Genomic DNA, 25,520 nt, shown 5'->3' with positions numbered 1-25,520 from the left:
GCCCGCCCGCCGCGCTCCGTCACGTCGCTGTGCATCAGCATCGGCTCAAGGCCGAACTGCCTCATCGCGTGCAGGTGGCCTTCCCGGCGGGCCGTGTAGGGCAGCGGTCGAGGAAGAGGCTCCACTATGCCACCGCCCGTCCATGCCGGGGTCAGGCGCCGAACGGGAGCCGCGGATCGACGTCCTGGCCGTCCCAGGTCCGGCGCACCCAGCCATGGTGGGGGTCGTCGCTGATGAGCCATTCGCGCACGGGCCCGGGCCCGGCCATGACGTTCAGGTAGTAGAGGTCGTACCCTGGTGCGGCCATGGCAGGACCGTGCCAGCCATAGGGAACCAGGACAACGTCCCCGGTGCGGACCTCCGCAGAGACGTCGATGGGGCGCTCGTCCGAGGCGTAGACGCGCTGGTAGCCGATGGCGTCCGCGTCGTCGGGAGCGGCCGAGCCCTCCGCCACCCGCGTCTCGAAGTAGTAGATCTCCTCGAGGTGGGTCTCGCCGTCCTTCTCCTCGTCGTGCTTGTGCGGGGGATAGGAGGACCAGTTGCCGGCGGGGGTGAGGACCTCGCAGACGATGAACCGGTCAGCCTCCAGTGCGGCCGGTGTGCCAAAGTTGTGGACCTGGCGGGAGCAGTTGCCCGCGCCACGCAGCTCAACCGGGGTTTCGGCGGCGGTCACCAGGCGGGTGGGGTACGCGTCCTTCGCCGGCGCCGTGGCTACCGCTACCCTCCCGCCATCGGCCGAGCGGATGCTGACGGCGCGTCCTGTGCCGGAGTACAGAACGTCGCTGGGGCCGTGGAAGACGGAGGCGCGGCCGTCCAGTTGGTAGGCGGTGCCGTCGACCGTGACGGTGAAGGATCCATTAAGGGGCACCACGATGCGTTCCTCGTCTGCGGCGGGAAGGACGACGTCGGCCCCTGCGGCGAGCGTGGCAACTTTCAGCCCGGTGTGTGCCCAGCCGTCCACGGACAGTGCCGAGTCGGAGGTACCGATCGAGACGTCCCACGTGCCGTCGGTGGCGGTGCCCAGTGGGTAGACCCAGTTGGTCATGGAGGGTGGCTCCTTGCGTTAGCGCTGTACGAGTGTCATTTCAAAGCTGTAGGAATCCCCGCGGTAGACGTGGTGCCCGGTTTCCACGCGGCGGCCGGTGTCATCGGTGGCAGTACGCTCCATGGTCACCAGCGCGGATCCGGGCGCGGTCTCGAGGAGGGAGGCCTGGTAGTCGTTGGCCACCACGGCGCCGATGCGCTGGTTGGCGAGCCGGAAGTTGACGCCGCCGCGGCGCAGGATGGCATAGAGGCCTTCCGCGGACAGTGTGGCTTCATCCATTTCGGCGATGTCGTCACGGACCCAGTTCTCCATAAGCGCCAGGGGTTTGCCTGCCACTTTCCGCAGCCGGGTGAAGTGGTAGACCTTGGAGCCGGCCGGAAGCTGGAGGGTGGCCAGGGTGGCGTCGTCCGCCTCCACGTGGGCGAAGCTCAGGACGTCGGTGGTGGGCTTCTTGCCGTTGTTGGTGAGGTCGTCGTAGAGGCTGGAGAGCTCAAGCGGGCGGCGCACCTGGCTTGATACCACCTGGGTTCCGACGCCGCGTTTGCGCACCAGCAGCCCGGACCGGACCAGTTCATCCATGGCTTTGCGCATCGTGGGGCGGGAAAGGTTCAGCTGGGCGGCCAGGTCAATTTCGTTATCAAGCCGACTGCCGGGCTCCAGCACTCCGCTGAAGATTGCGGCCTCTATTCCCTGCACCACCTGGTGGTAGAGCGGGACGGGGGAGGAGCGGTCGATGCTGAGACCCAGGTTGTGCGCCACGGTACTTCCCTCATGTTCCTTGTCGCGGACGTTGTCGCCCGGGTGGGGCGCGAACGGCCGCTTTGCCGCTATATGTTCGCTTGATAGGACATACTTTTCTTCTTCTCCGATCCTAGCAGTCCGGCCATCCGGGTCAAGGGGAGCGGGGCCGCGTTGCTTTAGGTTTAGAGAGTGAACCTCTCCGGAAACGTGGGCCCCCACCCGCACAACCTTGAAGTGCAGGACCTGGACAGCTTCGACCGCCTGGTCAGCGCCGGTGCGGTGGACATGCGCGGCTGGCACGCGCAGTCCCTGGACCTGAGGGGGAGGACCGGCGCACTGCAGCGCCTGCACGTGGAGGGTGCCATCTTCCTGGGCTGCACCTTCGACGACGGGGTGGAGGACGTGCTGCGGCGGCGGGGAGCACTGATCTTCCCGCGGCTGGAGACGGTGCCCTTCAACCCCTACCGGGCCGATTTGTACTCACCCCAGGAGCTGTACGCCGGGCTGCCCGACGCCCCCTACGAAGCCCTTCCGGACGCCCGGATCTACCAGTGGAGCATCCAGCCAGGCATGCGGCACCGGCTGGACGCCACCCTGGCCTCAGCGCTGCACGACCACGCCATCGGCGACGCCCTGGACGATGTGACCCGGACAGGCCCGTTCCACGGCCGGGCCATGGTGGGTGTAATGGGCGGGCATGCCGCACAGCGCGGCAGCACCGAATTTGCCCAGGCCGCCCTGCTGGGCAGGCTCCTGGCGCAGGATGGGCACGTGGTGGCCACCGGCGGGGGACCGGGGGCCATGGAGGCGGCGAACCTCGGCGCGTACCTCAATGAAGTGGACGACGACGGCGTGCAGGCGGCGCTGGACATCCTCGCCTCCGTCCCCGGCTTCCGTCCCTCGGTGTCCGCGTGGGCGCGGGCGGCGGCAGCCGTCGTCGAACGCTTTCCCGGCGGTACGCCGTCGCTTGGGATCCCCACCTGGTTCTACGGGCACGAGCCGCCCAACTACTTCGCCACGCACATCGCAAAATACTTTGCCAATGCCATCCGGGAGGCGATCCTGCTGGAACTGTGCACGGGAGGGATCGTGTTCCTGCCCGGAGCTGCCGGCACCGTCCAGGAGATCTTCCAGGATGCGTGCGAAAACTACTACGGGGCGCGGGAGAAGGTGACGCCCATGGTGCTGGTGGGCCGGCACCACTGGGAACGCCAGTACCCGGCCTGGCCCATGCTGCAAAGCCTTGCGGCCGGCCGGCCGATGGAGGACCGGATTTTCCTGGTGGACACTGTCCAGGAGGCGGTGGAGGTGCTGCGGCTGTCCGCCTGAGCGGTGGGGCAGCCGGCCGGTCAGAGATCCTTCCGGCACTGCGCCTTGCTGAGCTCATAGAGCCCGTTGAGGTCCCCGGCGGACAGTCCCTCGGGGGTACCGATCTCGGGATACATCAGTTGGGTGGGGTCGTCCACATGGTCGAGGCCCATCACGTGGCTGAGCTCATGCAGGATCACGGCCCGTGCATACAGGTGGCCGTCCGGGTTCAGCAGTTCATCGGCGATTTGTGGCGCGTCCAGGTCCAGCCCGCCCGTGACGAAGGCCTTGGGGCCGTCGTCGTAACTGAAGTGGGTGCTGCCCCCGGTCCCGATCACCTTGCCCTTGAGCTGCGGAGCCACCTCCGGTGTTGTCCAGGCGATGAGCAGCGGCGCCCAGCGCTCGCCGTAGGCCCCGGGCTGGTACGGCGGGCGTTGGGGGGAGGGCTGCTCTGCGGTGGTGCCGTCGTAGATGAACCGGATGCCGGTGGCGGCGGAGATGGTGGCGATGGATTCCGTGACCAGCTGCTGCGAGCCGGCCGGTGCGAGCTCGTCATTGATGACGTAGTGCAGCGGCCGGCAGGGGGAATACCCCACCGGGCTGCCGTCCCCGTTGACGGCGAGGAAGCGGTAGGAATCGCTGCCCAGCGGCGGAGGGTCTGCGGCGGCCAGGGGAGCGTCCGACTCCTCCAGTCCCGGGGGAGGCGCGCCCAACCGGCCCTCGGCCTGGGGTACCTGGCCTGCTTCCCCCGCGCTGCCGGGGTCCTGCTGCCCGGCGGACTGCCCGTTTCCCGGGCCGATGCGGACGTTCAGCAACTCCTTGAAGCGCGGGTCATTGAGTGCCAGTGCTGCTCCGAACACAGCACCCGCGGTCAGCGCCGCGGTGAGCAGCAGCTCCACGACCCGGCGCACGCCCAGGCGGGCCTTGCTCCCCGCATGGCGCGACGGCGCGCGGCGCGGCGGCCTGTTCTCCACTAGCCCACAACTGTGCCGAAGGCCAGCCCCAGCAGGTAGGTGACGGCTGCCGCGCCTAGGCCAATGGCCAGCTGGCGGAGTCCACGCGTCAATGGCGACGTGCCGGAAAGAAGGCCCACCGTGGCGCCGGTGACCAGGAGGGCGAGGCCCACCAGAATGCCCGCCGTCACCAGGGCGGCGACGCCGGTCAGGCCAAACAGGAACGGCAGGATTGGAACGATCGCGCCGGAGGCAAAGAAGCAGAAGCTGGACAGGGCAGCGCCCCACGCGGTCCCCACGGCTTCATGCTGGTCCTCGACGTCGGGCAGTTCCGGCTGCAGCGACAGGCTGGGATCGCAGTCGCAGGGCAGCAGGCCCATACGTTCGGCCACCCGGTGCTCGGCTGCTTCCTGGGTCATGCCCCGGGCCAGGTACACCAGCAGCAGTTCGTTGTGTTCCAGGTCCAGTTTGGGGGCCGCCAGCAGGGTGACCTGGGTGGGGCGCGTTGCGGCCAGCAGTTCGCGCTGCGACCGGACTGAGATGAACTCCCCGGCGCCCATGGACATGGCTCCGGCCAGCAGCCCCGCGATTCCGCTGAGCAGCACCACACTGCTGGCGACACCGGACGCGGCCATGCCCATCACCAGCGACAGGTTGCTGACCAGGCCGTCATTCGCGCCGAACACGGCGGCCCGGAACGTGCCCGCCAGTCTGTTGCGTCCCCGGGTTGCCAGTCCGCGGACCACTTCCTCATGGATCTGCTCGTCCGCCGCCATCGCATCCGTGGCGTTGGGGTCCTTGGCGTAGGGGGAGCGGCCCTCTGCGCGCTGGGCCAGGGCCAGCACAAACACCGACCCGAAGTGGCGGGCCAGGAACCCCAGCATCCGGCTGCGCAGCGAGGCACGCCGGGGCTTGCCCGCACGCTCCCCCAGCAGTCCCAGCCAGTGTGCTTCATGGCGGCCCTCGGCTTCGGCCAGGGCCAGGAGGATGTCGCGCTCTTCGCCCTGGCGGTTCTGTGCCAGGTCCCGGTAGACGGCAGCTTCCGCCCGTTCGTCCGCGAGGTATTGCCGCCACCGCTTGACGTCCGACGGCGAGGGCTGGGCCTGCTGGCGTGCGCCGGCTTGGTCCTGGGGCGATGAGGATTGCGACGCTTGCGGCATGGCGTGGCGGTTGAACCTGGCGTGCTGAGACACGGAAACTCCTGGGCTGGATGGGGCATGGTGCGGCCCCATTGCAGTGCAAGCTTACTGCGAAAATCCGCGGATTTTTGGCCGGTTAGCCTCCTCCGGATATTTCGGTGTGCCTTAAACAAGGCGGGATCCCTGGGTCCCGCGGCACGCTATTGACCCCTCTGCAGTGCGGTGCTGTGATGAAGGTGTGGCGCGTCCAGCGCCCTCACTGAAAGAGCACGTCAGGCGAACAAACGGAGGTTCAATCATGAGCACCACCGGACAGCACCCGGACATGCCGCACCTGGATGCCGTAGAGGCGGATCCCGCCTATGACTACGCCGAGGATGCACCGGTAGTTGAGGACGACTGGGATACCGAGGACGAACTCCTGGACGAGGAAGAGCCGGTGGTCCAGGTGCCTCCCGTCGTGGTCGACGCCGAGGACCGCGTGGTCCCGCTGGATGACCCTGACGAGGTCCGCGAAACCGACTAGGAAACCGGGACACAACGACGGCGGCACCTCCCCTTCACCGGAAAGCGAAGGGGAGGTGCCGCCGTCGTGCGTTGCTCCTGTTGTCCTATCCTGCCGGGGCCTAGCGGGCAGCGGTGGGAAGGGGCGCTTCTTCTGCGGCCTGTCCTGCCACCCGGCGCTGCCAGTTGCGCATTACCTGCGGGTCGGTCGGTTTGCTCAGCAGGGAAACCGCAACGTAGACCAGGGCGGACGCCAGCAGGCCGTAGTAGATGGGCTCGTTCGCGTAGATGCCGTCCAGCGGCGCCTCGGCGTTGATTTCCAGGATAATCATGGTGCCCAGCGTCACCACGGAACCCACGGCCATGGATGCAGCCGCAGCGATGCCCGTACCGCGCTTCCAGACCAGGCCGCCGAGGATCGCCACGAGGAGGCCGCCCACCAGGATGTCGTAGGCAATGGTCAGGGCTGCCACCACGTCCTTGGTGATGATGGCGATGACGATGGCGATGATTCCCAGCGCGAGGACCCAGATGCGGTTGGCCTTGACGTCGTGCTCGGGGTTGTCCGAGTCGTCCGTGTTGATGTCCTTGCCGAACCAGCTGGCAACGAACGGCAGGACGTCGGCACGGGCCACGGTTGCGGCGGCGATGAGGGCGCCTGACGCGGTGGACATCATCGCTGCCACGGCTGCTGCCAGGACCAGCCCGCCGATGCCGACGGGAAGCAGCGTCTGGGCCACCTCCGCGTAGACGTCGTCCTTGACTGCGATGTCGACGCCGGCAAGGGCTACGCTCGCGGCCATGCCGATCAGGGCGCCGGCAACTCCGTAGAGGATGCAGTAGATGCCTGCGGTGGCGCCGCCCCAGCGTGCCACAGTGGGGGTCTTCGCCGTGAAGACGCGCTGCCAGATGTCCTGGCCGATCAGCAGGCCCAGGGTGTAGACAACGAAGTACGTGATGATCGTCTGGACGCCGATGCCGTCGATCTGGAAGAAACTCTCGTCCACCCGGCTGCGGATCCCCTCAAAGCCACCCGCCGCGTTGAGCGTGAAGGGCAGCATCAGGAAGAAGATGCCCACGGTCTTGATGATGAACTGCACCTGGTCGGCCAGGGTGATGGACCACATGCCGCCCACCGTCGAGTAGACCAGCACGATGGCTCCGCCGACGGCTATCGCAATCGGGCGCTCCCAGTCGAAGAGCACCACGAAGATGGTGGCGTAGGCGCCGGTGGATGTGGCACACAGCATGAGGGTGTAGGCGAGCATCACAATCCCGGAGGCCTCCGTGGCCCTGCTGCCGTAGCGCAGGGTAAGCATCTGGGAGACCGTATAGATCTTCAGCTTTTGGATGGTTCCGGCAAAGAGGAGGCTCAGCAGCAGGACGCCGGCGCCGATGGCCACCACCAGCCACATGCCGGAGATGCCGAATTTATAGCCGAGGCCCACACCGCCCACGGTGGAGGCGCCGCCCAGGACGACGGCGGCCATGGTCCCGGTATAGAGGAAGGGCCCAAGGCGGCGGCCGGCCACCAGGAAGTCGCTGTTGTTCTTGGTGCGGGACTTGCCCCACCAGCCGAAGGCCAGCATCGCGAGCAGGTACACCACCACGATGGCGATGTTGATGAAACTTGCATCCATGTTGGGCTCCTTGGAGCGTGTTGGCAGCGTGGCGCACGCCGGAGTGACGGTGGACCGGGCGCCGCTGCGGGATTTTGGGGAGTGAGAGGGGATTCTCGGCTATTGCTCTATAGGCAACAAGTGTTTCCAAAGCGTAGGCTGTGACGGTGATAACAGTCAAGACCGCGTTGGGCCACGGGCCACGCGTGCAATGAGGCGTCACAGAAGGGGCCGGCCACTAGTATTGCTCCAAAGTGGGGCCGGGCTGCCGGCCATGAAAGGTTCGTAGATGAAGGCACTGCCAGTTGAGCCGAGCAACGTTCCAGTGGCTATCGGCTCGAGGATCCGGGCCGCCCGGCAGTCGCAGCGGCTGACCATTGAGCAGGTTGCTGACGCGACGGGGCTGACCAAGGGATTCCTCAGCAGGGTGGAGCGCGACCTTACATCCCCGTCCGTGGCCTCCCTGGTCACGCTGTGCCAGGTCCTCTCGGTCTCGGTGGGAGACCTCTTTGCGGCGCCCGAGACGCACCTGACCAAGCGCAATGACGGGCCGCGGATCTCGCTGGGCGGCCAGGGCATCGTGGAGCGGCTCCTCACCGCCCGCTCGGAACGGCGCGTCCAGATCATCCAGGCCTGCATCGAACCGCACGGCCGCGGCGAATCCGAGCTCTACGCTGTGGACTGCGACGTTGACGTCCTGCATGTGATCAAGGGCAGTATCCGGTTGATCCTCACCAACGAGGAATACGACCTCAGTGCAGGGGACACCGTCACCTTTCCCGGCCGCGAGCCGCACACCTGGATCAACCCCACCGACAAGCCCGTCGAGGTTCTCTGGGTCCTGGTGCCGGCCGCCAGCCGCTGAGTTTCTGCCTGGTGGTCCCGGCCGCCCTGTGCGCTCCCGCCCGGTTGCCGGGCCGCGCTCCGCGGATTTGCGCTGCACCGCGCCCGGCCGGCCCTCGGCCACCGCAGGAAACTGGGCGGGAGCGTCCGCCGGTCAGCCTCGGGATGCCAGGGCAGCCCTGATCTCGGAGACAACCTGCTCTGGGTTGAACCAGATGTGCTCGGGCATGTATCGGAGAACGGCATAGCCGTTAACCGTGGAGGAATTGTTCCTGTCCCGGTCCCTGAGCATGTCGGCACGCTTGGAGTGGAACGCGTAGCCGTCGATCTCCACGATAAGGAAGCCGTTGAGGAGGAAGTCCACCCGTCCGATTCCGGGTAAGTGGACCTGCGCGTCAAAGTCGATGCCGTTCAACCGGAAAAGATGCTGGGCGTCCACTTCAACGATGGATTCGGCGCGGAGATCCAGGTCCCGGAGGGCCCGCAGTACCGGCGCGGACCGGTCCGCGCGGAGTTCCTGTTTCAGAAGCTCCAACGGCAGGCTGTAGAGACGGATGGCCGATGTCGCCAGGGCGGTTGACGCCGGCCGCGGAAGGCATCCCAGTGCGTGCAGCACGGCAGAGCGCCCCCGCCCGCGGGTTTGCGTAGTGCGGAAGGGGAGGGGCCCGGGGCAACTGGGGAGGAACGCTCATGGTCGGAGGGGCGAGGATAGTTCCCGGATCGGTCAGTAAACAAGTGATGCACATAGGGAAACCACCTGTATGATTGCAGTCACACCAGTCCCTCAACTCCTCGAAGGAGAGGCCTCCATTGGAAGAGCTGCGCATCGAAGCCAACGGCAACCTTGGCCCCATCGATTCATCCAGGATTCCCCGTTACGCGGGAGCCGCCACCTATGCCCGCCTTCCCCGCCTGGACCAGGTGGCCAAGGCCGACGTCACGGTGGTGGGTGTGCCTTTCGATTCCGGCGTCTCGTACCGCCCGGGGGCCCGCTTCGGTGCAAACCACGTCCGTGAAGCAAGCCGGCTCCTGCGCCCGTACAACCCGGCATGGGACGTCAGCCCCTTCGAGAACATCCAGGTAGCCGACGCCGGGGACATGGCCGTCAACCCCTTCAACATCAACGAGGCCATCGAAACCATCCAGCAGAACGCCCTGGACCTCACGGCAGGCGGCGGCAAGCTGGTGACCCTGGGCGGCGACCACACCATCGCCCTGCCGCTCCTCCGCGCCGCTGCCGAGCGTGCCGGCGGGCCCATCGCCATGCTGCACTTTGATGCGCACCTGGATACCTGGGACACCTACTTTGGAGCCGAGTACACGCACGGCACCCCGTTCCGCCGCGCCGTCGAGGAAGGCATCCTGGACACGGAAGCCATCAGCCACATCGGCACACGCGGCCCCCTCTACGGTAAAAAGGACCTCGACGACGACCATCGCTTTGGGTTCGGCATCGTCACCTCTGCCGATGTCTACTACCAGGGCGTCCTGGAAACGGTGGCGAAGGTCCGTGACCGGATCGGCAACCGCCCGCTGTACATCTCCGTTGACATCGACGTCCTGGACCCCGCCCACGCCCCGGGCACCGGCACTCCCGAGGCCGGCGGCATCACCAGCCGCGAGCTTCTGGAAATCATCCGCGGCTTCCGAGGCATGAACCTCGTGGGAGCGGACATCGTGGAGGTGGCCCCCGCCTACGACTATGCCGAGATCACCGGCGTGGCCGCCAGCCATGTCGCCTACGAACTGGTCACGCTGATGGCCGACAACGCCGTGGCAGGGGACCGCTTTGGAGCGGCCAACGGGTACGCCGCCCAGGCCCTGGGCCAGGAATCCCGCCGTCCGGCGGGGTTCGCACCGGCAGGCAAGGAGTAGCCGGATGGGCGACGTCACTGCGGATGGGGCGGCAGCACAGGCTGAAAAGAATCCGGGCGAGGGTGTGCGCAACGGCGGGGACCTCGTCGTCGAAACCCTTGAGGCGCTGGGCGCCAAGACCGTCTTTGGCATCCCCGGCCAGCATGCCCTGGGCCTCTTCGACGCCATGGGCCGCGGCAACCTGCAGTTCGTCTCTTCACGGGTGGAAAACAACAGTGCATTCGCCGCGGACGGGTATTCCCGCGCAACGGGCGAGGTGGGTGTCCTGTTCCTGTCCACCGGTCCCGGCGCGCTGACGTCCCTGGCCGGGCTGCAGGAAGCCTACGCCACGGGGGTTCCCATGGTTGTGGTGGCCAGCCAGATCCCGCTCGAGGGCCTGGGGGCCAGGCGCAAGGGCATGCTGCACCAGCTCGATGACCAGAAGGCGTCCGCGGCCAACGTCACCAAGAGCCAGCGGCTGATCCAGCACGCCTCCGGCATCCCCTCTGCCATCCAGGACGCCTGGACCGAGGCGATCTCCTCGCCCCAGGGTCCGGTCTGGCTGGAGATTCCGCAGAACGTCCTGCTCGATCCCATCATGGTGCCCCCGGTGGAGGATGCGCTCGCCGAGGCGGCGGACAATCCACCCCGGGTGGAGCTGGTCCGGGAAGCCGTGAAGTGGCTGCAGTCCGCGGAACGTCCGGCCATCATCGCCGGCGGCGGCACGCGGCGGGGCCGGGCCGAAAAGTCCCTGCTCTCGATTGCCGAGAAGCTTCGTGCTCCCGTGATCTGCACTCCGGGCGGGAACGGTGCCTTTCCCTGGAGCCATGAGCTCTCGCTGCAGTCCTGGATCGAGGACCGCTACATGACCGACCTGCTGGAGGACGCGGATGTCCTGGTGGTGATCGGATCATCCCTGGGCGAGGTTACCTCCAACTACTTCACGTTTGAGCCCCGCGGCCGGATTATCCAGATCGACGCCGAACCGAGGGTCCTGGAGTCCAACCGTCCCGGGCTGGGCATCCGGGCAGACGCAGGCCAGGCGCTCGCCGCCCTTGATGAAGCCCTGGACGCCGGGGCGGGCCGGACAATGCCGATCTGGCACGGAAAACCGCCCGAGGAGCTGGTCAGGGAATCCCTGGCGAAGGTCCGCGCACGCCTGGAGTCGCAGGACCTGTCCAAGGAACTGAAGTTCATGGCGGACATCCGCGAGGCGGTGCCGGCGGACATGCAGACCTTCTGGGACATGACCATCGCGGCCTACTGGGGCTGGAGCTGCTGGGACGCCCGCGAGGGCCAGTTCCATTCAGCCCAGGGCGCCGGCGGGCTGGGCTTCGGGTTCCCGGCAGCCATCGGCGCGGCCGTGGGACTCGAAACTGTTGGCAGGCCCTCCGGCTCTGCCCGGGTACTCGCAGTGTCCGGTGACGGATCCTCGATGTACTCCATCTCCGAACTTGCCACCGCGAGGCAGCACAACGTTCCTGTCACCTGGCTGATTGTGGACGACGGCGGCTACGGCATCCTCCGCGAATACATGGTGGGCGCATTCGGCAAAGCCACGGCCACCGAATTGGCCCGCCCGGACTTCGTCAAACTTGCCGAGGCGTTCGGTGTGCCTGCCGTCAAGGTGGCGCCGGAGGGCGTGGGGGACGCGCTGAGGGCAGGATTCGCCGCTGACGGGCCGAACGTCGTCGTGGTGGAAACCCTGCTGAAGATGTTTGCGCCCACGCACCTGGCGGAATGACCGCCTGCTCCTCCACACCCGGACGCCCCAAAGGCCCCAGCTCGCATTGAGCTGGGGCCTTTTGCGTGCCCCGCCGTGAGCGTTTAGTTTCCCAAAGCAACGAGTTTAAGATATGGTTGCTTCAGGCAAACAACTGAGGAGCCCTTCAACCATGGCAGTAGCGCCGGATACGGCAGCGGATCTTGTGTACCAAATCTTTGATCTCCAGCGGGCGGTGCGGTGCATCGCCACGGCCAGCGTGCGCGGGCAGGACACAGGTGTGGCGCTCCAGGGCGTGCTGCGCTTCGTGGGGGAGGGGGAGGCCAGGGCCACGCGCCTCGCTGAGCGGCTGGGAGTCAGCGCGCCGGTGCTCAGCCGGCACATCGCGGACCTGGAGGAGCATGGGCTGGTGGTCCGCAGGCAGGACCCGGACGACGGCCGTGCCCAGCTGGTTGCCCTGACGCCCCTGGGGGCGGAGAAACTCCGCCACATCGAGGACCAGCGGACGGCGGTCCTGCAGGACTACCTGCGCGACTGGAGCGAGGAAGACGCCGGTAACACGGCCAGGATCCTGCACAAGCTCACCGAATCACTCAAACAATCAGCCCGGGCAACGGCGGCCGGCACCATCACAACCACCGCTTAGGAGCAGACCTATGGCAAGAACTGCCGCCCCCGCCACATCAGCCGGCGCCCCAGCAGGCACTCCGCCCGAGATGTCCCACCGCCAGATCATGGAAGCCCTCACCGGTCTCCTTGCCGCCTTCTTCACGGCGATCCTCAGCAGCACCATCGTGGCCAACGCGCTGCCCACCATCATGTCCGACCTGCACGGCACGCAGACCGACTTCGCCTGGGTCATCACCGCCGCGCTGCTGGCCAACGCCGCCACCACCCCCATCTGGGGCAAACTCGCCGACCTCTACAACAAGAAGGTCCTGGTCCAGCTCAGCATCATCATCTTCGTGGCCGGCTCCGTTATGGCCGGCCTGTCCCAAACCATCCCGCTGCTGCTGGGTGCCCGCGTGATCCAGGGCGTGGCCATGGGCGGACTCACTGCCCTGTCCCAGGCCATCATCGGCACCATGATCCCGCCGCGGAACCGCGGGAAATACTCCGGCTACATGGGAGCGGTCATGGCAGTCGGCACCGCCGGCGGACCGCTGCTGGGCGGCTTCATCGTAGACAGCCCGCTCGGCTGGCGCTGGACCTTCTTCGTCTGCGTGCCGCTCGCCGTCGTCGCCCTCATCCTGCTGCAGGTCACCCTCAAGATCAGCCACGTGCGCCGACCCGCCAAGATTGACTGGCTGGGCTCCATCCTGCTGACCTCCGGCGTGAGCCTCCTGCTGATCTGGGTCTCGTTCGCCGGCAATCCCGCCTACTACGACTGGATTTCGTGGCAGACCGCCGTCATGGTGGGCGGCGGAATCCTCCTGCTGGCCCTGCTGGTGCTGGTGGAATCCAAGGTGGAGCAGCCCATCATCCCGCTCAAGATCATCTCCGAACGCACCACGGCGCTGGCCATCCTCGCCTCCGTGGCCGTGGGCGTGGCAATGTTCGGGTCCTCCACCTTCCTGGGGCAGTACTTCCAGGTGGCGCGCGGTGCCAGCCCCACGGAAGCCGGGCTCCTGACCCTTCCGATGATCGCCGGAAACCTGGTCGGTTCAGTGGTCTCCGGACAGCTGATCAGCCGGACGGGCAAGTGGAAGGGCTACCTGATCGCCGGCTCCATCCTGCTGATCGGCGGGCTGGGACTGTCCGGAACCCTGGACCACACCACCGAACTCTGGCACGCAGGGGCCTTCACCGCAGTGCTGGGCCTCGGCCTGGGCATGCTGATGCAGAACCTTGTCCTGGCCGTGCAGAACACTGTCCGGGCGTCAGACATCGGCACGGCAAGTGCCTCGGTTGCCTTCTTCCGGTCCGTGGGCGGCGCCATCGGTGTCTCCGTCCTGGGCGCCATCCTGGCCAACCGGGTGAGCGAGCTGGCCACGCAGGGCTTGGCAACCGCAGGCATCCCCGTTGAGGGAGGCGCGGCCGGTGCCAGCATGGACCTGGCGCACATGCCGGAACCTGTCCGCGACATCATGCGGGCTGCCTATGGTGACGCCACGGCGGAGGTGTTCCTGATCTCGGCTGCCGTGGCCGTCGTGGCGCTGGTGTCCGTGCTGTTTATCAAGGAGAAGCCCCTCCGGCGCACGGTGGACATCCAGCCGGGTGCCGGGGATAAGGGCACGACGGCGGAGCTCGCCACGGCAGGCAGGTGACCCTGAGGGGTACTCCCCGCGGATGATCTTTCCCGGGGCCTGTTTCACCACGGGAAGGAGTTTCGTAGAGTGGGAAGGCTGAGGATGTCGGCCCCGGCTGCTACTACTTAAGCCTCCTACTCTTTGCGAACCCATCATCAAACTCATCACTAAGGACACGTGGGCATGCTCCTCACCCTCATACGGCGGTTTTCCAGGCCGTATAGGCCGTTTATCGCGGCCGTCATTGTGTTCCAGCTGGCGTCCACCATCGCGGCGCTATACCTGCCCAGCCTGAACGCCCAGATCATCGACCAGGGGGTCTCCCGCGGGGACACCGACTTCATCTGGCGGACGGGTGCGGTGATGCTGGCGGTGGCGTTCATCCAGGTGGGCACCGCCATTGCGGGTGTCTACTTCGGCTCGAAGACCGCCATGGCCATGGGCCGCGACCTGCGCCGCGGGGTGTTCCGCAAGGTCACCAGCTTCTCTGCCATGGACGTCAATGCCTTTGGTGCCCCGACGCTCATCACCCGCGGCACCAACGACGTCCAGCAGGTCCAGATGCTTGTGCTGATGGGGCTGAACTTCATGGTGGCAACGCCCATCATGTGCATCGGCGGCATCATCATGGCGCTGCGCGAGGACCTCAACCTGTCCTGGCTGGTGTGGGTGTCGGTGCCCCTCCTCACCGTGGTGGTTGGATACCTGGTGGTCCGGCTCATGCCGCTGTTCCGGTCCATGCAGAAAAAGATCGACCGCATCAACGCCGTCCTGCGCGAGCAGATCATCGGCATCCGGGTGGTCCGCGCCTTCGTCCGGGAACCGTATGAAACGCAGCGGTTTGGCGGAGCGAACAAGGAACTGACGGATGTCTCGCTGAAGATCGGCGCCCTGTTTGTCCTGATGTTCCCTGCCATCGGCATGATCCTCCACCTGTCCACCGCGGCCGTGCTGTGGTTTGGCGGGCAGCGCGTGGACTCAGGCGAGATGCAGGTGGGCGCCCTGACCGCCTTCCTGCAGTACCTGCTCCAAATCCTGATGGCCGTCATGATGGGCACCTTCATGGCCATGATGATCCCGCGCGCGTCAGTCTGCGCGGACCGTATAGGCGAGCTGCTCGACGTCGAGCCCTCCATCCACGATCCGGAACACCCGGAGGTGCCGGGCACGCTGGCCGGCGTGGTGGAGTACCGGAACGTCACCTTCGCCTACCCTGGCGCTGAGTCGCCGGTACTGAGCAACATCAGCTTCACGGCGCAGCCCGGCCAGACCATCGCGATCATCGGTTCCACAGGCTCGGGGAAAACCTCCCTCCTGTCCCTCCTGCCGCGGCTTTACGACCCCGCCGAGGGGGAGGTGCTGCTGGACGGGGTCCCGGTCAGCAGGATGGACCGGGCCGACATCACCCGGCGGGTGGCCCTGGTGCCCCAGCGGCCCTACCTCTTCTCCGGCACCATCGAGCACAACATGAGGTTCGGAAAAACCGATGCCACGGACCAGGAACTGTGGGAAGCGCTGCAGGTGGCGCAGGGCGACGAGTTCGTCCGTGCCAAGAAAAACGGCCTCGGATCCCGCATCTCCCAGGGCGGGACCAACGTCTCCGGCGGCCAGCGCCAGCGCCTCTGCATCGCCCGGGCACTCGTGAGCAGGCCCCGCGTGTACCTCTTCGACGATTCGTTCTCCGCACTGGACGTGGCCACCGATGCCCGGCTCCGGGCCGCGCTGAAAGGCATCACCGCAGACGCCACCGTGATCATCGTGGCGCAGCGGATCTCCACCATCACCGAGGCGGACCAGATCCTGGTGCTGGACAACGGACGCATCGTGGACCGCGGTACGCACCAGGAACTCCTGGAAACCTCGCCCACCTACCAGGAAATCGTTGAATCCCAGCTGAGCGTGGAGGAGATGGCATGAGCGCCCGCAGGAAGGACTCCACCGAGATCAGCGAAACATCAGCTGCCCAGGACGCCCCCGACGCGGAGCTGGTGGAGGGATCCGTCGAGGACGACGACTTCGTGGAGGAGGAATTCAAGCCCTCCGAGGCCGACGGAGACATGTTCGGCGGGATGCCCGCCAAGAAGGCCCAGCACTTCTGGCCCTCCGCCAAGCGGCTCATGGGGCTGCTGAAGCCTGAGGCCCTGGGCATTTACGTGGTGGTGGGCATGGTGGTGATCGCCGTGGTCCTGAACGTCATCGCCCCCAAGATCCTGGGCCAGGCCATGGACGTCATCTTTGCCGGAGTGGTGGGAAAGCAGCTTCCGGCCGGCGGCAGCAAGGAACAGTTCGTGGACGGTCTGCGCCAGCAGGGCCAGGACAACTTTGCAGACATGGTTTCCCGGATGGAACTGGTGCCGGGCACCGGCATCAACTTCGACAAGCTCAGCATGCTCATTGCAGTGGTCCTGCTGATGTACTTCGTGGCCAATATCTTCCTCTGGCTGCAGGGCTACGTGCTGAACCGCATCGTGATGAAGGTGATCCGGCGGCTCCGCGATGACACCGAACGGAAGCTGAACCGCCTCCCGCTCAACTACTTCGACACCCGCCAGCGCGGCGACGTGCTGTCCCGGGTAACGAACGACGTCGACAACATCCAGCAGGCGCTCCAGCAGGCCTTCGCCCAGCTCATCAACTCGTTGCTGACCGTCGTCGGCATCGTGGTGATGATGTTCATCGTGTCCTGGCAGCTGGCCCTGATAGCGCTGGTTGCCCTTCCCCTCTCGGGGGTGGCAGCGGGCATGATCGGCGTGCGCAGCCAGAAGCTCTTTGCCGCCCAGTGGAAGAACACGGGCGCGCTGAACGGGCAGATCGAGGAATCCTTCTCGGGGCATGACCTGGTGCGGGTGTTCGGCCGCGACGCGGACATGCTGGAACGGTTCGAGGAACGCAACGAGGAACTGTACAAGGCCAGCTTCGGGGCGCAGTTCGTCTCCGGCATCATTTTCCCGGTCATGCAGTTCGTCTCCTACCTCAGCTACGTGGGCATCGCCGTGGTGGGCGGCTTGCGGGTGGCTTCCGGGTCCATGTCCCTGGGCGACGCCACCGCATTCATCCAGTACTCCCGCGAGTTCACGCAGCCGCTGGGCCAGATGGCCGGCATGGCAAACATGCTGCAGTCCGGCGTGGCCTCCGCTGAACGGGTCTTCGAGTTCCTCGACGCCGATGAGCAGGATGAGGAAACCGCCACCGAGCACCTCCCGGCCAGGACTGACGGGCACGTTGACTTCAACAGCGTCACCTTCAGCTACACGGAGGACAAGAAGCTGATCGAGGACCTGTCCTTCACCGCCGAACCGGGAAACACCGTGGCCATCGTGGGGCCGACCGGCGCCGGAAAGACCACCCTGGTCAACCTGGTCATGAGGTTCTATGAGCTCAATGCCGGCTCCATCATGCTGGACGGCGTGGACATCACCCACCTCAGCCGCTCCGAGCTCCGCTCCAAGGTGGGCATGGTGCTGCAGGATGCCTGGCTGTTCGGCGGGTCCATCTACGACAACATCCGCTACGGCAACCTTGAAGCCACGGAGGATCAGGTGATGGCGGCCGCCAAGGCCACTTTCGTGGACCGCTTCGTGAGGGCCCTGCCGGAGGGCTACAACACGGTCATCGACGAGGAAGGCAACAACGTCAGCGCCGGCGAAAAACAGCTGATCACCATCGCCCGGGCCTTCGTGGCGAATCCCTCGCTGCTGATCCTCGACGAGGCCACCAGTTCCGTTGACACGCGCACCGAGCTGCTGGTGCAGAAGGCCATGGCCGCGCTCCGCACGGACCGCACCAGCTTTGTGATTGCCCACAGGCTCTCAACGATCCGCGACGCCGACACCATCCTGGTGATGGAGAACGGCAGGATCGTGGAGCAGGGGAACCACAAGGTCCTCCTCGCTGCACGGGGCGCGTACTACCGCCTGTACATGTCCCAGTTCGCCGGGGCGGATGCAGGGGACGTCCCGGTGGACGATTCGACGGCGGTGCACAGTTGAGCACCAACGGAAGCCAGCGGATCGAGGTCCTTGTCCCCATGCGCTGGGGAGACATGGACGCTTACGGGCACATCAACAACGTCCAGATTGTCCGGATGCTTGAGGAGGCCCGCATCGCGGCCTTCGGCCCGCCCCGCGGTGCCGGCGCGCCCGGAATTGATCCGCATGTCTCGCTGTTCAATGACGTCCCGGAAGGCACCATGGCTTTGGTGGTGGACCACAAGATCCGGTACGTCAGGACCCTCGAGTACCGGAACGTGCCGGCCGTGGTGCAGGTGTGGATTGGCGCCGTCAAAGGGGCCAGCTTCGATATCCACTACCTCATCCAGGACCCCGTCACCCTGGAGGACTGCGTCAGGGCGAGCAGCCACCTGGCATTCGTGGACGAGGCCACGGGCCGCGTGCAGCGGCTGACGCCTGAACAGAAGGAACGCCTGGCGCCTTTCACGGCGTGACGCGGATGCGCCGGCACACGCCCCGTTGCGCGGGAGCAGCAAGCATCGGAAACTGAGAACCTATACAAGGAGCAAACATGGCCCAGAAAAAGACCTGGAAAGAAATGTCCCCGTCAGCAAAGGCCGGCACCATCCTGGTGGCCATCGCGCAGGTGTCCCTGCTGGTGGCGGCGCAGCGGGACATTTCGAAGCGGCCCGCGGCGCTCATCAATGGCCCCAAGGCCGCATGGCGGGCAGCATCCTTCATCAACTTCATCGGCCCCGTGGGCTACTTCACCTTCGGCCGGAAGCGTCCCGGCGCAGGCAAGTAGCGGCACCGGAGCTGCCGGGGGCGTACGACCTTTAAGGGCCCGTCCAGCTTGACCCTGTAAATTTGGAGGCATGACCCCCGCCTCCCCTGCTGCCATGACCCGCGCCCTCGGCATCTCACGGGAGATCGAGGACGCGGCCTGGTTTGTGCTGGGCCCGGGGCTGCTGGGGAAGCCGTCGGCCCTGGATGGCCGGACCCTGACGTGGACGTCGGAGGCTGCGGCCGAGCTCCTGGAGCGGCTGGAGCGGGGCACGCCGGACCCCAAGGCCCCCATGATGACCAACCTCCGGCGGAACCTTGAGGGTGCGTCCCGGGAAGCGAAGCAGCTGGCCGTCGAACTGCTGTTCCTGCAGTCGCTGCCCCTGGCGCACGAGGTGAAGTCGCTGAAGGTCAAGCGTGCCCGCGTCGCAGAGGCCGCGTCCTGGCTGGAGCCTCCGCTGGAGCTGCCGGGTGAGCTCTACCAGGGAATGACGGACCACGGCGTGATCAGGGACCGGACGGCGGAGTTCAACTGGACCATCTGGGACCACCTGAAGTGGCTGTGCCGGTTCGTGCAGCACGTGGACCGGCAGCCGCCGGCGGTTATCACCGGTGCGCTGCAGGATCCGCTAAACTTCCATCGGCTGGCGGCGGGAACGCCGGACGACCAGCCGGCCATCCGCCGGAGCATCGAATTCCTGTCCTGGCCGAGCTACTTCGAGCCCGTGGTGGCCGATGTGGAGCGGCAGGAAATCCGGGACGCCTTTGCCTCCCTGGTGGGCGGCGCCATGGGGGACGCCGAAGAGGACATCACGGCCGATATCCACCGCATCCGCCTGCACCTCGACGAGCAGGCCGGGCAGCGCATCGACTGGTACTCGCGCCAGCTGGTCAGCCAGTGGCGCAAGGTGGGCGACCCCGGGCACCGGGCGTGGCTGCTGCGGACCCACGGCGACAACACCGAACTGCTCACCGCCTGGCAGGACGAGGAGAAGGTGACGCTCGACGTCGAGCACCTCCGGCTGCTGGACCCGGGGGTCACCGCCGGGCTGGTCCAGCATGCGGTGGACGAGGACTACAAGCACCTTGGCTATGTGGAACGCGAGGATACCAAGACGGCGGTCTTTGCCTTCCTGACCGTCATGAAACCAGGTGACCTGGTCCTGTACCAGCATGCCGGCGCCGTGCGGCTGGGCGGGGTGCTGGGCGAACCCGACTGCAACGACGACAACCGGCGGCTGCGCCGGAAGGTCCGCTGGTTTGACGAGGGGCATGCCGCGGCGAGCCTGCCCCGGCACGTCCAGCGCCAGCTTGCCACCGCGGGCATCGTGGTGGACGTGACGCGCGTGATGCCGGCACTGCAGGCTCTCCTGCCGGCCGAGGCAGAAACCGAGCCCGACGGCGATGCTGAAGCGGCCGCCGTCGTCCACGCTGGCCAGGAGGGATTCCGTCCCCTCACGCGCGCGTTCGCAGACTCGCTGCACATGGAACTGGAGCCGCTCCAGGAGATCGCCGAACTGCTGGAGGAGAACCGGCAGCTGGTCCTGTACGGCCCGCCGGGCACCGGCAAAACCTACCTGGCGAAGCACCTCGCGGCCGAGCTGGCGGATGACACCACCGACGAGCGGGTCAAACTGGTCCAGTTCCACCCGTCCTACGCCTACGAGGACTTCTTCGAGGGCTACCGGCCGGACAAGACGGATGAAGGCCAGGTGTCCTTCAAACTCGTCGCCGGACCGCTCCGCCGGCTCGCGGAGGAAGCCGCCAAACCGGGTAACGAGAACAAGCCGTACTTCCTGATCATTGACGAGATGAACCGCGCCAACCTGGCCAAGGTATTTGGCGAACTGTACTTCCTGCTGGAATACCGGGACGACAGGATCTACCTGCAGTACAGCCCCAACGAGCCGTTCACCCTGCCGGACAACCTGTACATCATCGGCACCATGAACACCGCGGACCGCTCCATCGCGATGATGGACGCGGCGATCCGGCGCCGTTTCTCCTTCATCGAGCTGCACCCCCAGACCGAGCCGGTGAAGGGCTCGCTGTGGCGGTTCCTGCAGGCACAGCAGCTTGACACCACGCCGGCGCTGCTGCTCGACGCCCTCAACAGTGCCATCGACGAGTGGGACCGTGACCTGATGATCGGTCCGTCCTACTTCATGAAGCTGGCCGCGCAGAGCCCCGCGGGACTGCGCCGGATCTGGAAGTACGAGCTGATGCCGTTGCTGGAGGAGCACTACCACGGCCAGCTCACCAGGGCCCAGCTCCAAGAGCGCTTCGGGCTGGACCAGCTGCTGGAACGCCTTGCCCGGCGCTGACCCCGGCGTTGACCCCCGCGCCCCGATCCGGCACCTGGTGCTGGATGAGCTGTCCCGCGGCATCGTTGAGCGGCTCGATCCGGCCAGCGCCTCCTTCCTGAACTCCACCGGGCTGGCGAAAGCTTCCCCGATGGGACTTGGGCTGTACCGGATCGAGCCTGTGGGCAAAGTGGGTTCGGTACGGACTCCCACCGTCCAGCTGGACGTCCGGCCCAAGGACCGGCTGGGCCTGGGCCGGCTGCTGTTCCTGCTCAGCTACGCCAGGGACCAGGGGTTCCGCCCGGATGCGGTGTCCGCGGTGGAGGACCGGGACCTGTGGAGCGCCCTGGCCGAATCGCTGGCGCAGCTGGCCGAACAAGCCTTGGGCCGCGGGGTCCTGCAGGGCTACCTCACCGTGGACGAGTCGCTCCGGACGGTCAAGGGCCGCATCCGGATATCCGACCAGATTTCCCGGCGTCCCGGCATGCTGGTGCCCCTGGAAGTGTCCTACGACGAGTTCACCGAGGACATCGCAGAGAACCGCATCCTGCGTGCGGCTCTGGAGCGGATGGGGCAGGTGCCGCGGGTGCAGCCGGAGGTGCTGAGCCGGCTGCGCCAGCTCAAGGGAAAGCTCGACGCCGTCACGCGCCTTCCAGCCGGGGCGCCGCTGCCGCGGTGGAAAGCAAACCGCATGAACCTCCGCTACCACGCGGTACTGCGCCTGGCTGAGCTGATCCTGCGCAATGCCTCCGCCGAGGCCGGGAAGGGAACCCAGCAGACCGCCTCCTTTGTGGTGGACATGGCCCAGGTGTTTGGGGATTTTGTGGGCACCGCGCTGCGTGAGGCGATGGCTGCCTACCCCGGGGAACTCCGGCTCCAGTTCAGCACCCTCCTGAGCGAGGCAGTGAACGACGCGGACAGGCTCTCGGTGCGGCCGGACGCTGTCCACCTGCTGGGCGGACGGCCCGTGGCGGTGTACAACGCCAAATACAGGGCGGCCACTGATCCCGGCGCTTCCCTGACCGCAGACCATTACCAGATGCTGGGGCACTGCACGGCACTGGCTGTGCCCACAGCCTGGCTTGTGTACGCCGGCGCCGGCGAGGTAAAGCTCCGCCGCATCCTCAACACGGACATCGACATTGTGGAATTTCCGCTGGACTTGTCCCGGCCGCCGTCGGACATCCTTGCCTCAGTGCGGGAGCTCGCACGGCAATCATGGGGAGAAGTAGTCCCCGCCCGCCCCGACTAGACCGGAACCCGGAACGTGAAGGTTGTCCCTTCGCCCAGGGCGCTGTCCACCTCGATGGTCCCGCCGTGGGCCTCAACGATCGCCTTGCTGATCGGCAGGCCCAGCCCCACCCCGGGGATGGCTGTCCGGCGGACACTGCTGGCCCGGAAGAACTTGGCGAAAACCTCAGACGCATCTTCCGGGCTCAGGCCCATGCCGGTATCGGTGACCCGGCAGGCCACGTGCCCGTCCTCCTGCGCGAGCGAGACCATCACACTGCCGCCGTCGGGGGAGTACTTGATGGCGTTGGACACCAGGTTGTCCAGCACCTGCGCGATTCTGGGCCCGTCCACGTGGGCCTCCAGCCGGTCCGGGGTGTCAGCCTCAAGCGCCACTCCCGAAGCCGCCGCGCGTGGGATGGCGGAGGAAACGCTGGAGCGCACCAGTTCTGCCACGTCCACGGCCTGGGGCGTCACGATCAGCTGGCCGTTCCGGCTGGACAGCAGGTCCGACACCAGCGTGAGGAGCCGTTCGGAGTTCCGGCGGATGATGTCCAGCATGTCGCGCTGGCTGTCCTCCGGCTCTTCGGCGAGCAGGATTTCAACGTAGCCCAGGATCGAGGTCAGCGGCGTCCGGAATTCGTGCGAGACGCTGGAGACGAAATCATCCTTGGCCGTCAGGGCGTTCACGAGGTCCGTCACATCGCTGAAGACAATCACGGAACCGGCAAACGCGCCGTCGTTGTCCTTCATGGCCCGCGCGGTGGTCACGAAGGCGCGCTGGTCGCGGCCGGAGCCCAGCCACACAAGGTAATCGGTGAAGGTTTCCCCGAGGACGGCGCGGCGGACCGGCCGCTCCTCAACGGGAACCAGCGTCACGCGGTCCGGCCCGAAGACCAGCAGCTGGGACTCGTTCGGATCCGCAATGTCCTTGGGCCGGGCGAGCTCGTGGTTGACCCGCTGCCTTCTGTTCATCAGGACGTCGTGCCCGTCCGCATCGACTGCAAGGACTCCCAGATGGACGGTGTCCAGGATGGTGTTCAGGAGCGCCCCCTGGCGCTGGCTGGTGCGCAGGTTGTCCTGCAGCTGGGCGTCCTTCTCCTCAAGAGCGCGCTGCTGCCGCGTCATGCTGAGCGTCAACACGCTGACGGACACACCGATGCCGAGCATCATGACCGGAAGGAGCAGGGACCGCGCCAGGTCCTGGGGCGTCGGGTTCCCCTTCAGCAGCAGTGGGACCCAGATGATGGCAAGCGGGGCCAGGAAGGACAGCCACAGGGACGTCCGGGGGTAGTACCCGGACGCGCACAGCCAGATCACCGGGAACACGGCCAGCAGGCTGATTCCGGTGAGGCTTTCCTGGCCGCCTCCCTCCCGGCCCACGGCTATGGAGACAAAATCCAGCAGCGGAATGATCAGGAAACTCGTGTACGGCAGCCGGTCCCACGGGACCAGGTAGCAGAGGGCCATGATCACCAGCTGGGACACCAGGAAGGCCACGAACAGCGGGTTGTCCATAGTGACGGGGAAGAACGCCCACACCAGGAATGCCGTGAGGAGAGTTGTCACGAACAGCGGCATCTGGCTCAACGCCACCCGGTCCGTCAGCCGGTACTCGTGGAAGGGCCGCCGGAAAAACCTCAGCTTGCCCGAGGACCAGGCCACGGGGTGGTCCATGGCACGGAACTTGCGGGGCGGAGTGTGTGAGGCCATGCCAGCAGGATATCGGCAGCCAGCTATACTTCAGACGTTGGCTGCTGAGGGGGCGCTATGAGTGATGCACGAGTGGGACTGGTCATCGAGGATGACCACGACATCCGGGAACTGGTACGCACCGTGCTGTCCCAGGCCGGGTTCGACGTAAGCGTGGCCAGCAGCGGGGCAGAAGGTGTCCTCGTGGCCAAGACCCTCAACCCTGACGTCATCACCCTGGACCTCGGCCTGCCGGACATCGACGGTTTTGAGGTGTCCCGCCAGATCCGCGAATTTTCGGACGCGTACATTGTGATGCTCACGGCCCGCACCGAGGAGCTGGACACCCTGATCGGGCTGGAGTCCGGAGCTGACGACTACCTCACCAAACCGTTCCGCCCCAGGGAGCTCCGCGCCCGCATCGCCGCGATGATGCGCCGCCCCCGTTCTGTCGCCGATCCTTCTGAAGCCATGCCAGGAGATGCCGCAGCCGACAGCGGAGCCGTCCACCCTGAGCGGGGGAACTTCAGCCACAACGGGCTGGAGCTGAGCTACGCGTCCAGGACCGTGGTTGTTGACGGCAAGGAAATGAACCTGACCCGCACGGAGTTCGAACTCCTGCATGCCCTCCTGGAAGCGGGCCGGACGGTCCGGACCAAGTCCGACCTGGTGCGCCGGCTGCGGGACGAGGATTACGACGTCGGCAGCTACATTAGCGAGGCGGACGAACGGTCCGTCGAGGTCCACATGGGCAACCTCCGCAAGAAGCTGGGCGACTCACCGCAGAAGCCGCGCTGGCTCCAGACTGTCCGCGGCGTTGGTTACCGCCTGGCTCCGGGCGAGCACTGAGACTGCAGGCGGTGCATGGTCTGCCGGCTGCACAGGTTGATGGGCCGGAGGAATGCGGCGGCCAGCTGCGGCAGGACGACTGCCACATCCGAGTGGCGGGCCTCGTTGCGGAGCTCGCCCTCCAGGTCCATGGCCAGGCCGGCCAGCCGCTCGGCGCCCACCATCTGGCTGGAGGTTTTCAGGCTGAGGACTGCGTCCACTGAACCCTCCAGGTCTCCCGTGGTCAGCGCCAGCCGGAGGCGTCCAATCCGGTGCGGCAGGTACTCGATGAAGTTCCCCACGAAGACCCTGCAGTACCCCTCTTCTTCTTCCAGTTCCTCCCTCAACCGGTCGAGAACCGACTGGTCCACCAAGGGCCGGGGGGCATCATCTGCGGCGCTCATGACGGTCCTTTCGGCGGGAACAGTCCCTTCCTGGAAGGGGGCGGTTATGTGGGGCATTTGTTTCACTTCAGGTTAGGGGCGTTGCTTTCGCGCGACGGGTTTTGGAAACAGAATTGTGGGTTTCTTGATGAGACTGCGGGTTTACCCCTAATCCGTGGGCCCATAGTTTTCTCCCTTGATTTTCCGCACCGTTCCAACAGTGGGAGCGGTTGCAGCGGGGCCAGGAATTTCTGTTGTGATTGCCGTGATTTGAACCCATCCATCTTTCCGGCCGGCACTCAAGAACCGCGGCGGGAATGCCGAAAGATTCGCTCAAGATGCCTTAAAAGCGGCGAATCCTCATTGGGGCAGG

21 protein-coding genes and 1 pseudogene are annotated in these 25,520 nt (G+C 66.3%); 14 read left to right on the top strand and 8 right to left on the bottom strand.

The window, feature by feature from the left end:
* Positions 1-151: 151 nt before the first annotated feature.
* Positions 152-1,045, bottom strand: a complete 894-nt coding sequence (gene iolB / locus HTS88_RS04700) for a 5-deoxy-glucuronate isomerase (protein ID WP_174175971.1) — start codon at positions 1,043-1,045, stop codon at positions 152-154.
* Positions 1,046-1,063: 18 nt separating this feature from the next.
* On the bottom strand, positions 1,064-1,804 hold the full coding sequence (locus HTS88_RS04695; RefSeq protein WP_174175969.1) for a GntR family transcriptional regulator: 741 nt from the start codon (positions 1,802-1,804) through the stop codon (positions 1,064-1,066).
* Positions 1,805-1,975: 171 nt separating this feature from the next.
* Here HTS88_RS04695 and HTS88_RS04690 point away from each other — a divergent pair, with 171 nt between their 5' ends.
* On the top strand, positions 1,976-3,115 hold the full coding sequence (locus HTS88_RS04690) for an LOG family protein (RefSeq protein WP_174175967.1): 1,140 nt from the start codon (positions 1,976-1,978) through the stop codon (positions 3,113-3,115).
* 20 nt (positions 3,116-3,135) lie between these two features.
* Here HTS88_RS04690 and HTS88_RS04685 read toward each other — a convergent pair whose 3' ends face one another.
* Together HTS88_RS04685 and HTS88_RS04680 are read right to left on the bottom strand one after the other, a co-directional pair.
* Positions 3,136-4,068: a matrixin family metalloprotease gene (locus tag HTS88_RS04685; RefSeq protein WP_174175965.1), complete on the bottom strand. Its 933-nt coding sequence runs from the start codon at positions 4,066-4,068 to the stop codon at positions 3,136-3,138.
* The gene (locus HTS88_RS04680; RefSeq protein WP_246255997.1) at positions 4,068-5,207 is read right to left on the bottom strand and encodes a VIT1/CCC1 transporter family protein; all 1,140 of its coding nucleotides are present in this window, start codon (positions 5,205-5,207) and stop codon (positions 4,068-4,070) included. The genes HTS88_RS04685 and HTS88_RS04680 overlap by 1 nt, the downstream gene beginning before the upstream one ends.
* 277 nt (positions 5,208-5,484) lie before the next feature.
* Here HTS88_RS04680 and HTS88_RS04675 point away from each other — a divergent pair, with 277 nt between their 5' ends.
* Positions 5,485-5,712: a hypothetical protein gene (locus HTS88_RS04675; protein ID WP_174175961.1), complete on the top strand. Its 228-nt coding sequence runs from the start codon at positions 5,485-5,487 to the stop codon at positions 5,710-5,712.
* Positions 5,713-5,812: 100 nt separating this feature from the next.
* Here HTS88_RS04675 and HTS88_RS04670 read toward each other — a convergent pair whose 3' ends face one another.
* Positions 5,813-7,330, bottom strand: coding sequence for a sodium:solute symporter family protein (locus HTS88_RS04670; protein WP_174175959.1), 1,518 nt, complete (start codon positions 7,328-7,330; stop codon positions 5,813-5,815).
* A gap of 268 nt (positions 7,331-7,598) precedes the next feature.
* On the opposite strand from HTS88_RS04670, the gene HTS88_RS04665 reads away from it, so the two are divergent.
* Entirely contained in the window at positions 7,599-8,174 is a 576-nt protein-coding gene (locus HTS88_RS04665; RefSeq protein WP_104186205.1) for a helix-turn-helix domain-containing protein, read from the top strand.
* Between the two features lie 132 nt (positions 8,175-8,306).
* Here the strand turns inward: HTS88_RS04665 and HTS88_RS04660 are convergent, their stop codons facing one another.
* Positions 8,307-8,687: an endonuclease domain-containing protein gene (locus HTS88_RS04660; protein WP_246255979.1), complete on the bottom strand. Its 381-nt coding sequence runs from the start codon at positions 8,685-8,687 to the stop codon at positions 8,307-8,309.
* Positions 8,688-8,962: 275 nt separating this feature from the next.
* Here HTS88_RS04660 and speB point away from each other — a divergent pair, with 275 nt between their 5' ends.
* The 10 genes and pseudogenes from speB to HTS88_RS04610 all read left to right on the top strand — a co-directional run bounded on the left by speB (position 8,963) and on the right by HTS88_RS04610 (position 22,266).
* Positions 8,963-10,027: an agmatinase gene (gene speB, locus HTS88_RS04655; protein ID WP_174175955.1), complete on the top strand. Its 1,065-nt coding sequence runs from the start codon at positions 8,963-8,965 to the stop codon at positions 10,025-10,027.
* A 4-nt stretch (positions 10,028-10,031) separates the two neighbouring features.
* The gene (locus HTS88_RS04650) at positions 10,032-11,750 is read left to right on the top strand and encodes a thiamine pyrophosphate-binding protein (protein ID WP_217432200.1); all 1,719 of its coding nucleotides are present in this window, start codon (positions 10,032-10,034) and stop codon (positions 11,748-11,750) included.
* A gap of 151 nt (positions 11,751-11,901) precedes the next feature.
* Positions 11,902-12,375, top strand: coding sequence for a MarR family winged helix-turn-helix transcriptional regulator (locus HTS88_RS04645; protein WP_066280320.1), 474 nt, complete (start codon positions 11,902-11,904; stop codon positions 12,373-12,375).
* A gap of 70 nt (positions 12,376-12,445) precedes the next feature.
* Positions 12,446-13,981 (top strand): annotated as a pseudogene (locus HTS88_RS04640) (MFS transporter); the annotation flags it as partial.
* Positions 13,982-14,161: 180 nt separating this feature from the next.
* Positions 14,162-15,895 carry an ABC transporter ATP-binding protein gene (locus HTS88_RS04635; RefSeq protein WP_174175953.1) on the top strand — a complete coding sequence of 578 codons (1,734 nt, stop codon included), beginning with the start codon at positions 14,162-14,164 and terminating at the stop codon, positions 15,893-15,895.
* Complete coding sequence (locus HTS88_RS04630) at positions 15,892-17,967, top strand: ABC transporter ATP-binding protein (protein ID WP_281358995.1); 2,076 nt, start codon at positions 15,892-15,894, stop codon at positions 17,965-17,967. The genes HTS88_RS04635 and HTS88_RS04630 overlap by 4 nt, the downstream gene beginning before the upstream one ends.
* Positions 17,968-18,005: 38 nt before the next feature.
* Positions 18,006-18,422, top strand: a complete 417-nt coding sequence (locus HTS88_RS04625; RefSeq protein ID WP_174176047.1) for an acyl-CoA thioesterase — start codon at positions 18,006-18,008, stop codon at positions 18,420-18,422.
* Between the two features lie 77 nt (positions 18,423-18,499).
* The gene (locus HTS88_RS04620; protein ID WP_104186210.1) at positions 18,500-18,733 is read left to right on the top strand and encodes a PLDc N-terminal domain-containing protein; all 234 of its coding nucleotides are present in this window, start codon (positions 18,500-18,502) and stop codon (positions 18,731-18,733) included.
* A 70-nt stretch (positions 18,734-18,803) separates the two neighbouring features.
* On the top strand, positions 18,804-21,035 hold the full coding sequence (locus HTS88_RS04615; RefSeq protein WP_174175951.1) for an McrB family protein: 2,232 nt from the start codon (positions 18,804-18,806) through the stop codon (positions 21,033-21,035).
* Positions 21,022-22,266 carry an McrC family protein gene (locus tag HTS88_RS04610; protein WP_246255977.1) on the top strand — a complete coding sequence of 415 codons (1,245 nt, stop codon included), beginning with the start codon at positions 21,022-21,024 and terminating at the stop codon, positions 22,264-22,266. Before HTS88_RS04615 ends, HTS88_RS04610 begins: the two co-directional genes overlap by 14 nt.
* On the opposite strand, the gene HTS88_RS04605 is transcribed toward HTS88_RS04610, so the two are convergent.
* Positions 22,263-23,921 (bottom strand): sensor histidine kinase, encoded by a 1,659-nt coding sequence (locus HTS88_RS04605; RefSeq protein WP_174176043.1) that lies wholly within the window; start codon positions 23,919-23,921, stop codon positions 22,263-22,265. The genes HTS88_RS04610 and HTS88_RS04605 overlap by 4 nt on opposite strands.
* Positions 23,922-24,014: 93 nt before the next feature.
* Here HTS88_RS04605 and HTS88_RS04600 point away from each other — a divergent pair, with 93 nt between their 5' ends.
* Entirely contained in the window at positions 24,015-24,785 is a 771-nt protein-coding gene (locus HTS88_RS04600; RefSeq protein WP_174175949.1) for a response regulator transcription factor, read from the top strand.
* Here the strand turns inward: HTS88_RS04600 and HTS88_RS04595 are convergent.
* Positions 24,758-25,168: an Hpt domain-containing protein gene (locus tag HTS88_RS04595; RefSeq protein ID WP_174175947.1), complete on the bottom strand. Its 411-nt coding sequence runs from the start codon at positions 25,166-25,168 to the stop codon at positions 24,758-24,760. The two genes, HTS88_RS04600 and HTS88_RS04595, sit on opposite strands and share 28 nt — an antisense overlap.
* Positions 25,169-25,520: the final 352 nt, after the last annotated feature.

It is taken from the genome of Pseudarthrobacter oxydans (genome assembly GCF_013314975.1).
In the GTDB taxonomy this organism is placed as follows: Bacteria; Actinomycetota; Actinomycetes; order Actinomycetales; family Micrococcaceae; genus Arthrobacter; species Arthrobacter oxydans.
Note: the sequence above shows the minus strand (reverse complement) of the source record. Positions and strands in the feature narration are given on the sequence as shown.

Coding starts and splice junctions, on each gene's coding strand:
- HTS88_RS04605 (WP_174176043.1), bottom strand. CDS start 23,921: ATGGACCACCCCGTGGCCTGGTCCTCGGGCAAGCTGAGGTTTTTCCGG.
- HTS88_RS04600 (WP_174175949.1), top strand. CDS start 24,015: ATGAGTGATGCACGAGTGGGACTGGTCATCGAGGATGACCACGACATC.
- HTS88_RS04630 (WP_281358995.1), top strand. CDS start 15,892: ATGAGCGCCCGCAGGAAGGACTCCACCGAGATCAGCGAAACATCAGCT.
- HTS88_RS04635 (WP_174175953.1), top strand. CDS start 14,162: ATGCTCCTCACCCTCATACGGCGGTTTTCCAGGCCGTATAGGCCGTTT.
- HTS88_RS04645 (WP_066280320.1), top strand. CDS start 11,902: ATGGCAGTAGCGCCGGATACGGCAGCGGATCTTGTGTACCAAATCTTT.
- HTS88_RS04595 (WP_174175947.1), bottom strand. CDS start 25,168: ATGAGCGCCGCAGATGATGCCCCCCGGCCCTTGGTGGACCAGTCGGTT.
- HTS88_RS04670 (WP_174175959.1), bottom strand. CDS start 7,330: ATGGATGCAAGTTTCATCAACATCGCCATCGTGGTGGTGTACCTGCTC.
- HTS88_RS04675 (WP_174175961.1), top strand. CDS start 5,485: ATGAGCACCACCGGACAGCACCCGGACATGCCGCACCTGGATGCCGTA.
- HTS88_RS04615 (WP_174175951.1), top strand. CDS start 18,804: ATGACCCCCGCCTCCCCTGCTGCCATGACCCGCGCCCTCGGCATCTCA.
- HTS88_RS04680 (WP_246255997.1), bottom strand. CDS start 5,207: ATGCCGCAAGCGTCGCAATCCTCATCGCCCCAGGACCAAGCCGGCGCA.
- HTS88_RS04620 (WP_104186210.1), top strand. CDS start 18,500: ATGGCCCAGAAAAAGACCTGGAAAGAAATGTCCCCGTCAGCAAAGGCC.
- HTS88_RS04650 (WP_217432200.1), top strand. CDS start 10,032: ATGGGCGACGTCACTGCGGATGGGGCGGCAGCACAGGCTGAAAAGAAT.
- HTS88_RS04625 (WP_174176047.1), top strand. CDS start 18,006: ATGCGCTGGGGAGACATGGACGCTTACGGGCACATCAACAACGTCCAG.
- iolB (WP_174175971.1), bottom strand. CDS start 1,045: ATGACCAACTGGGTCTACCCACTGGGCACCGCCACCGACGGCACGTGG.
- HTS88_RS04665 (WP_104186205.1), top strand. CDS start 7,599: ATGAAGGCACTGCCAGTTGAGCCGAGCAACGTTCCAGTGGCTATCGGC.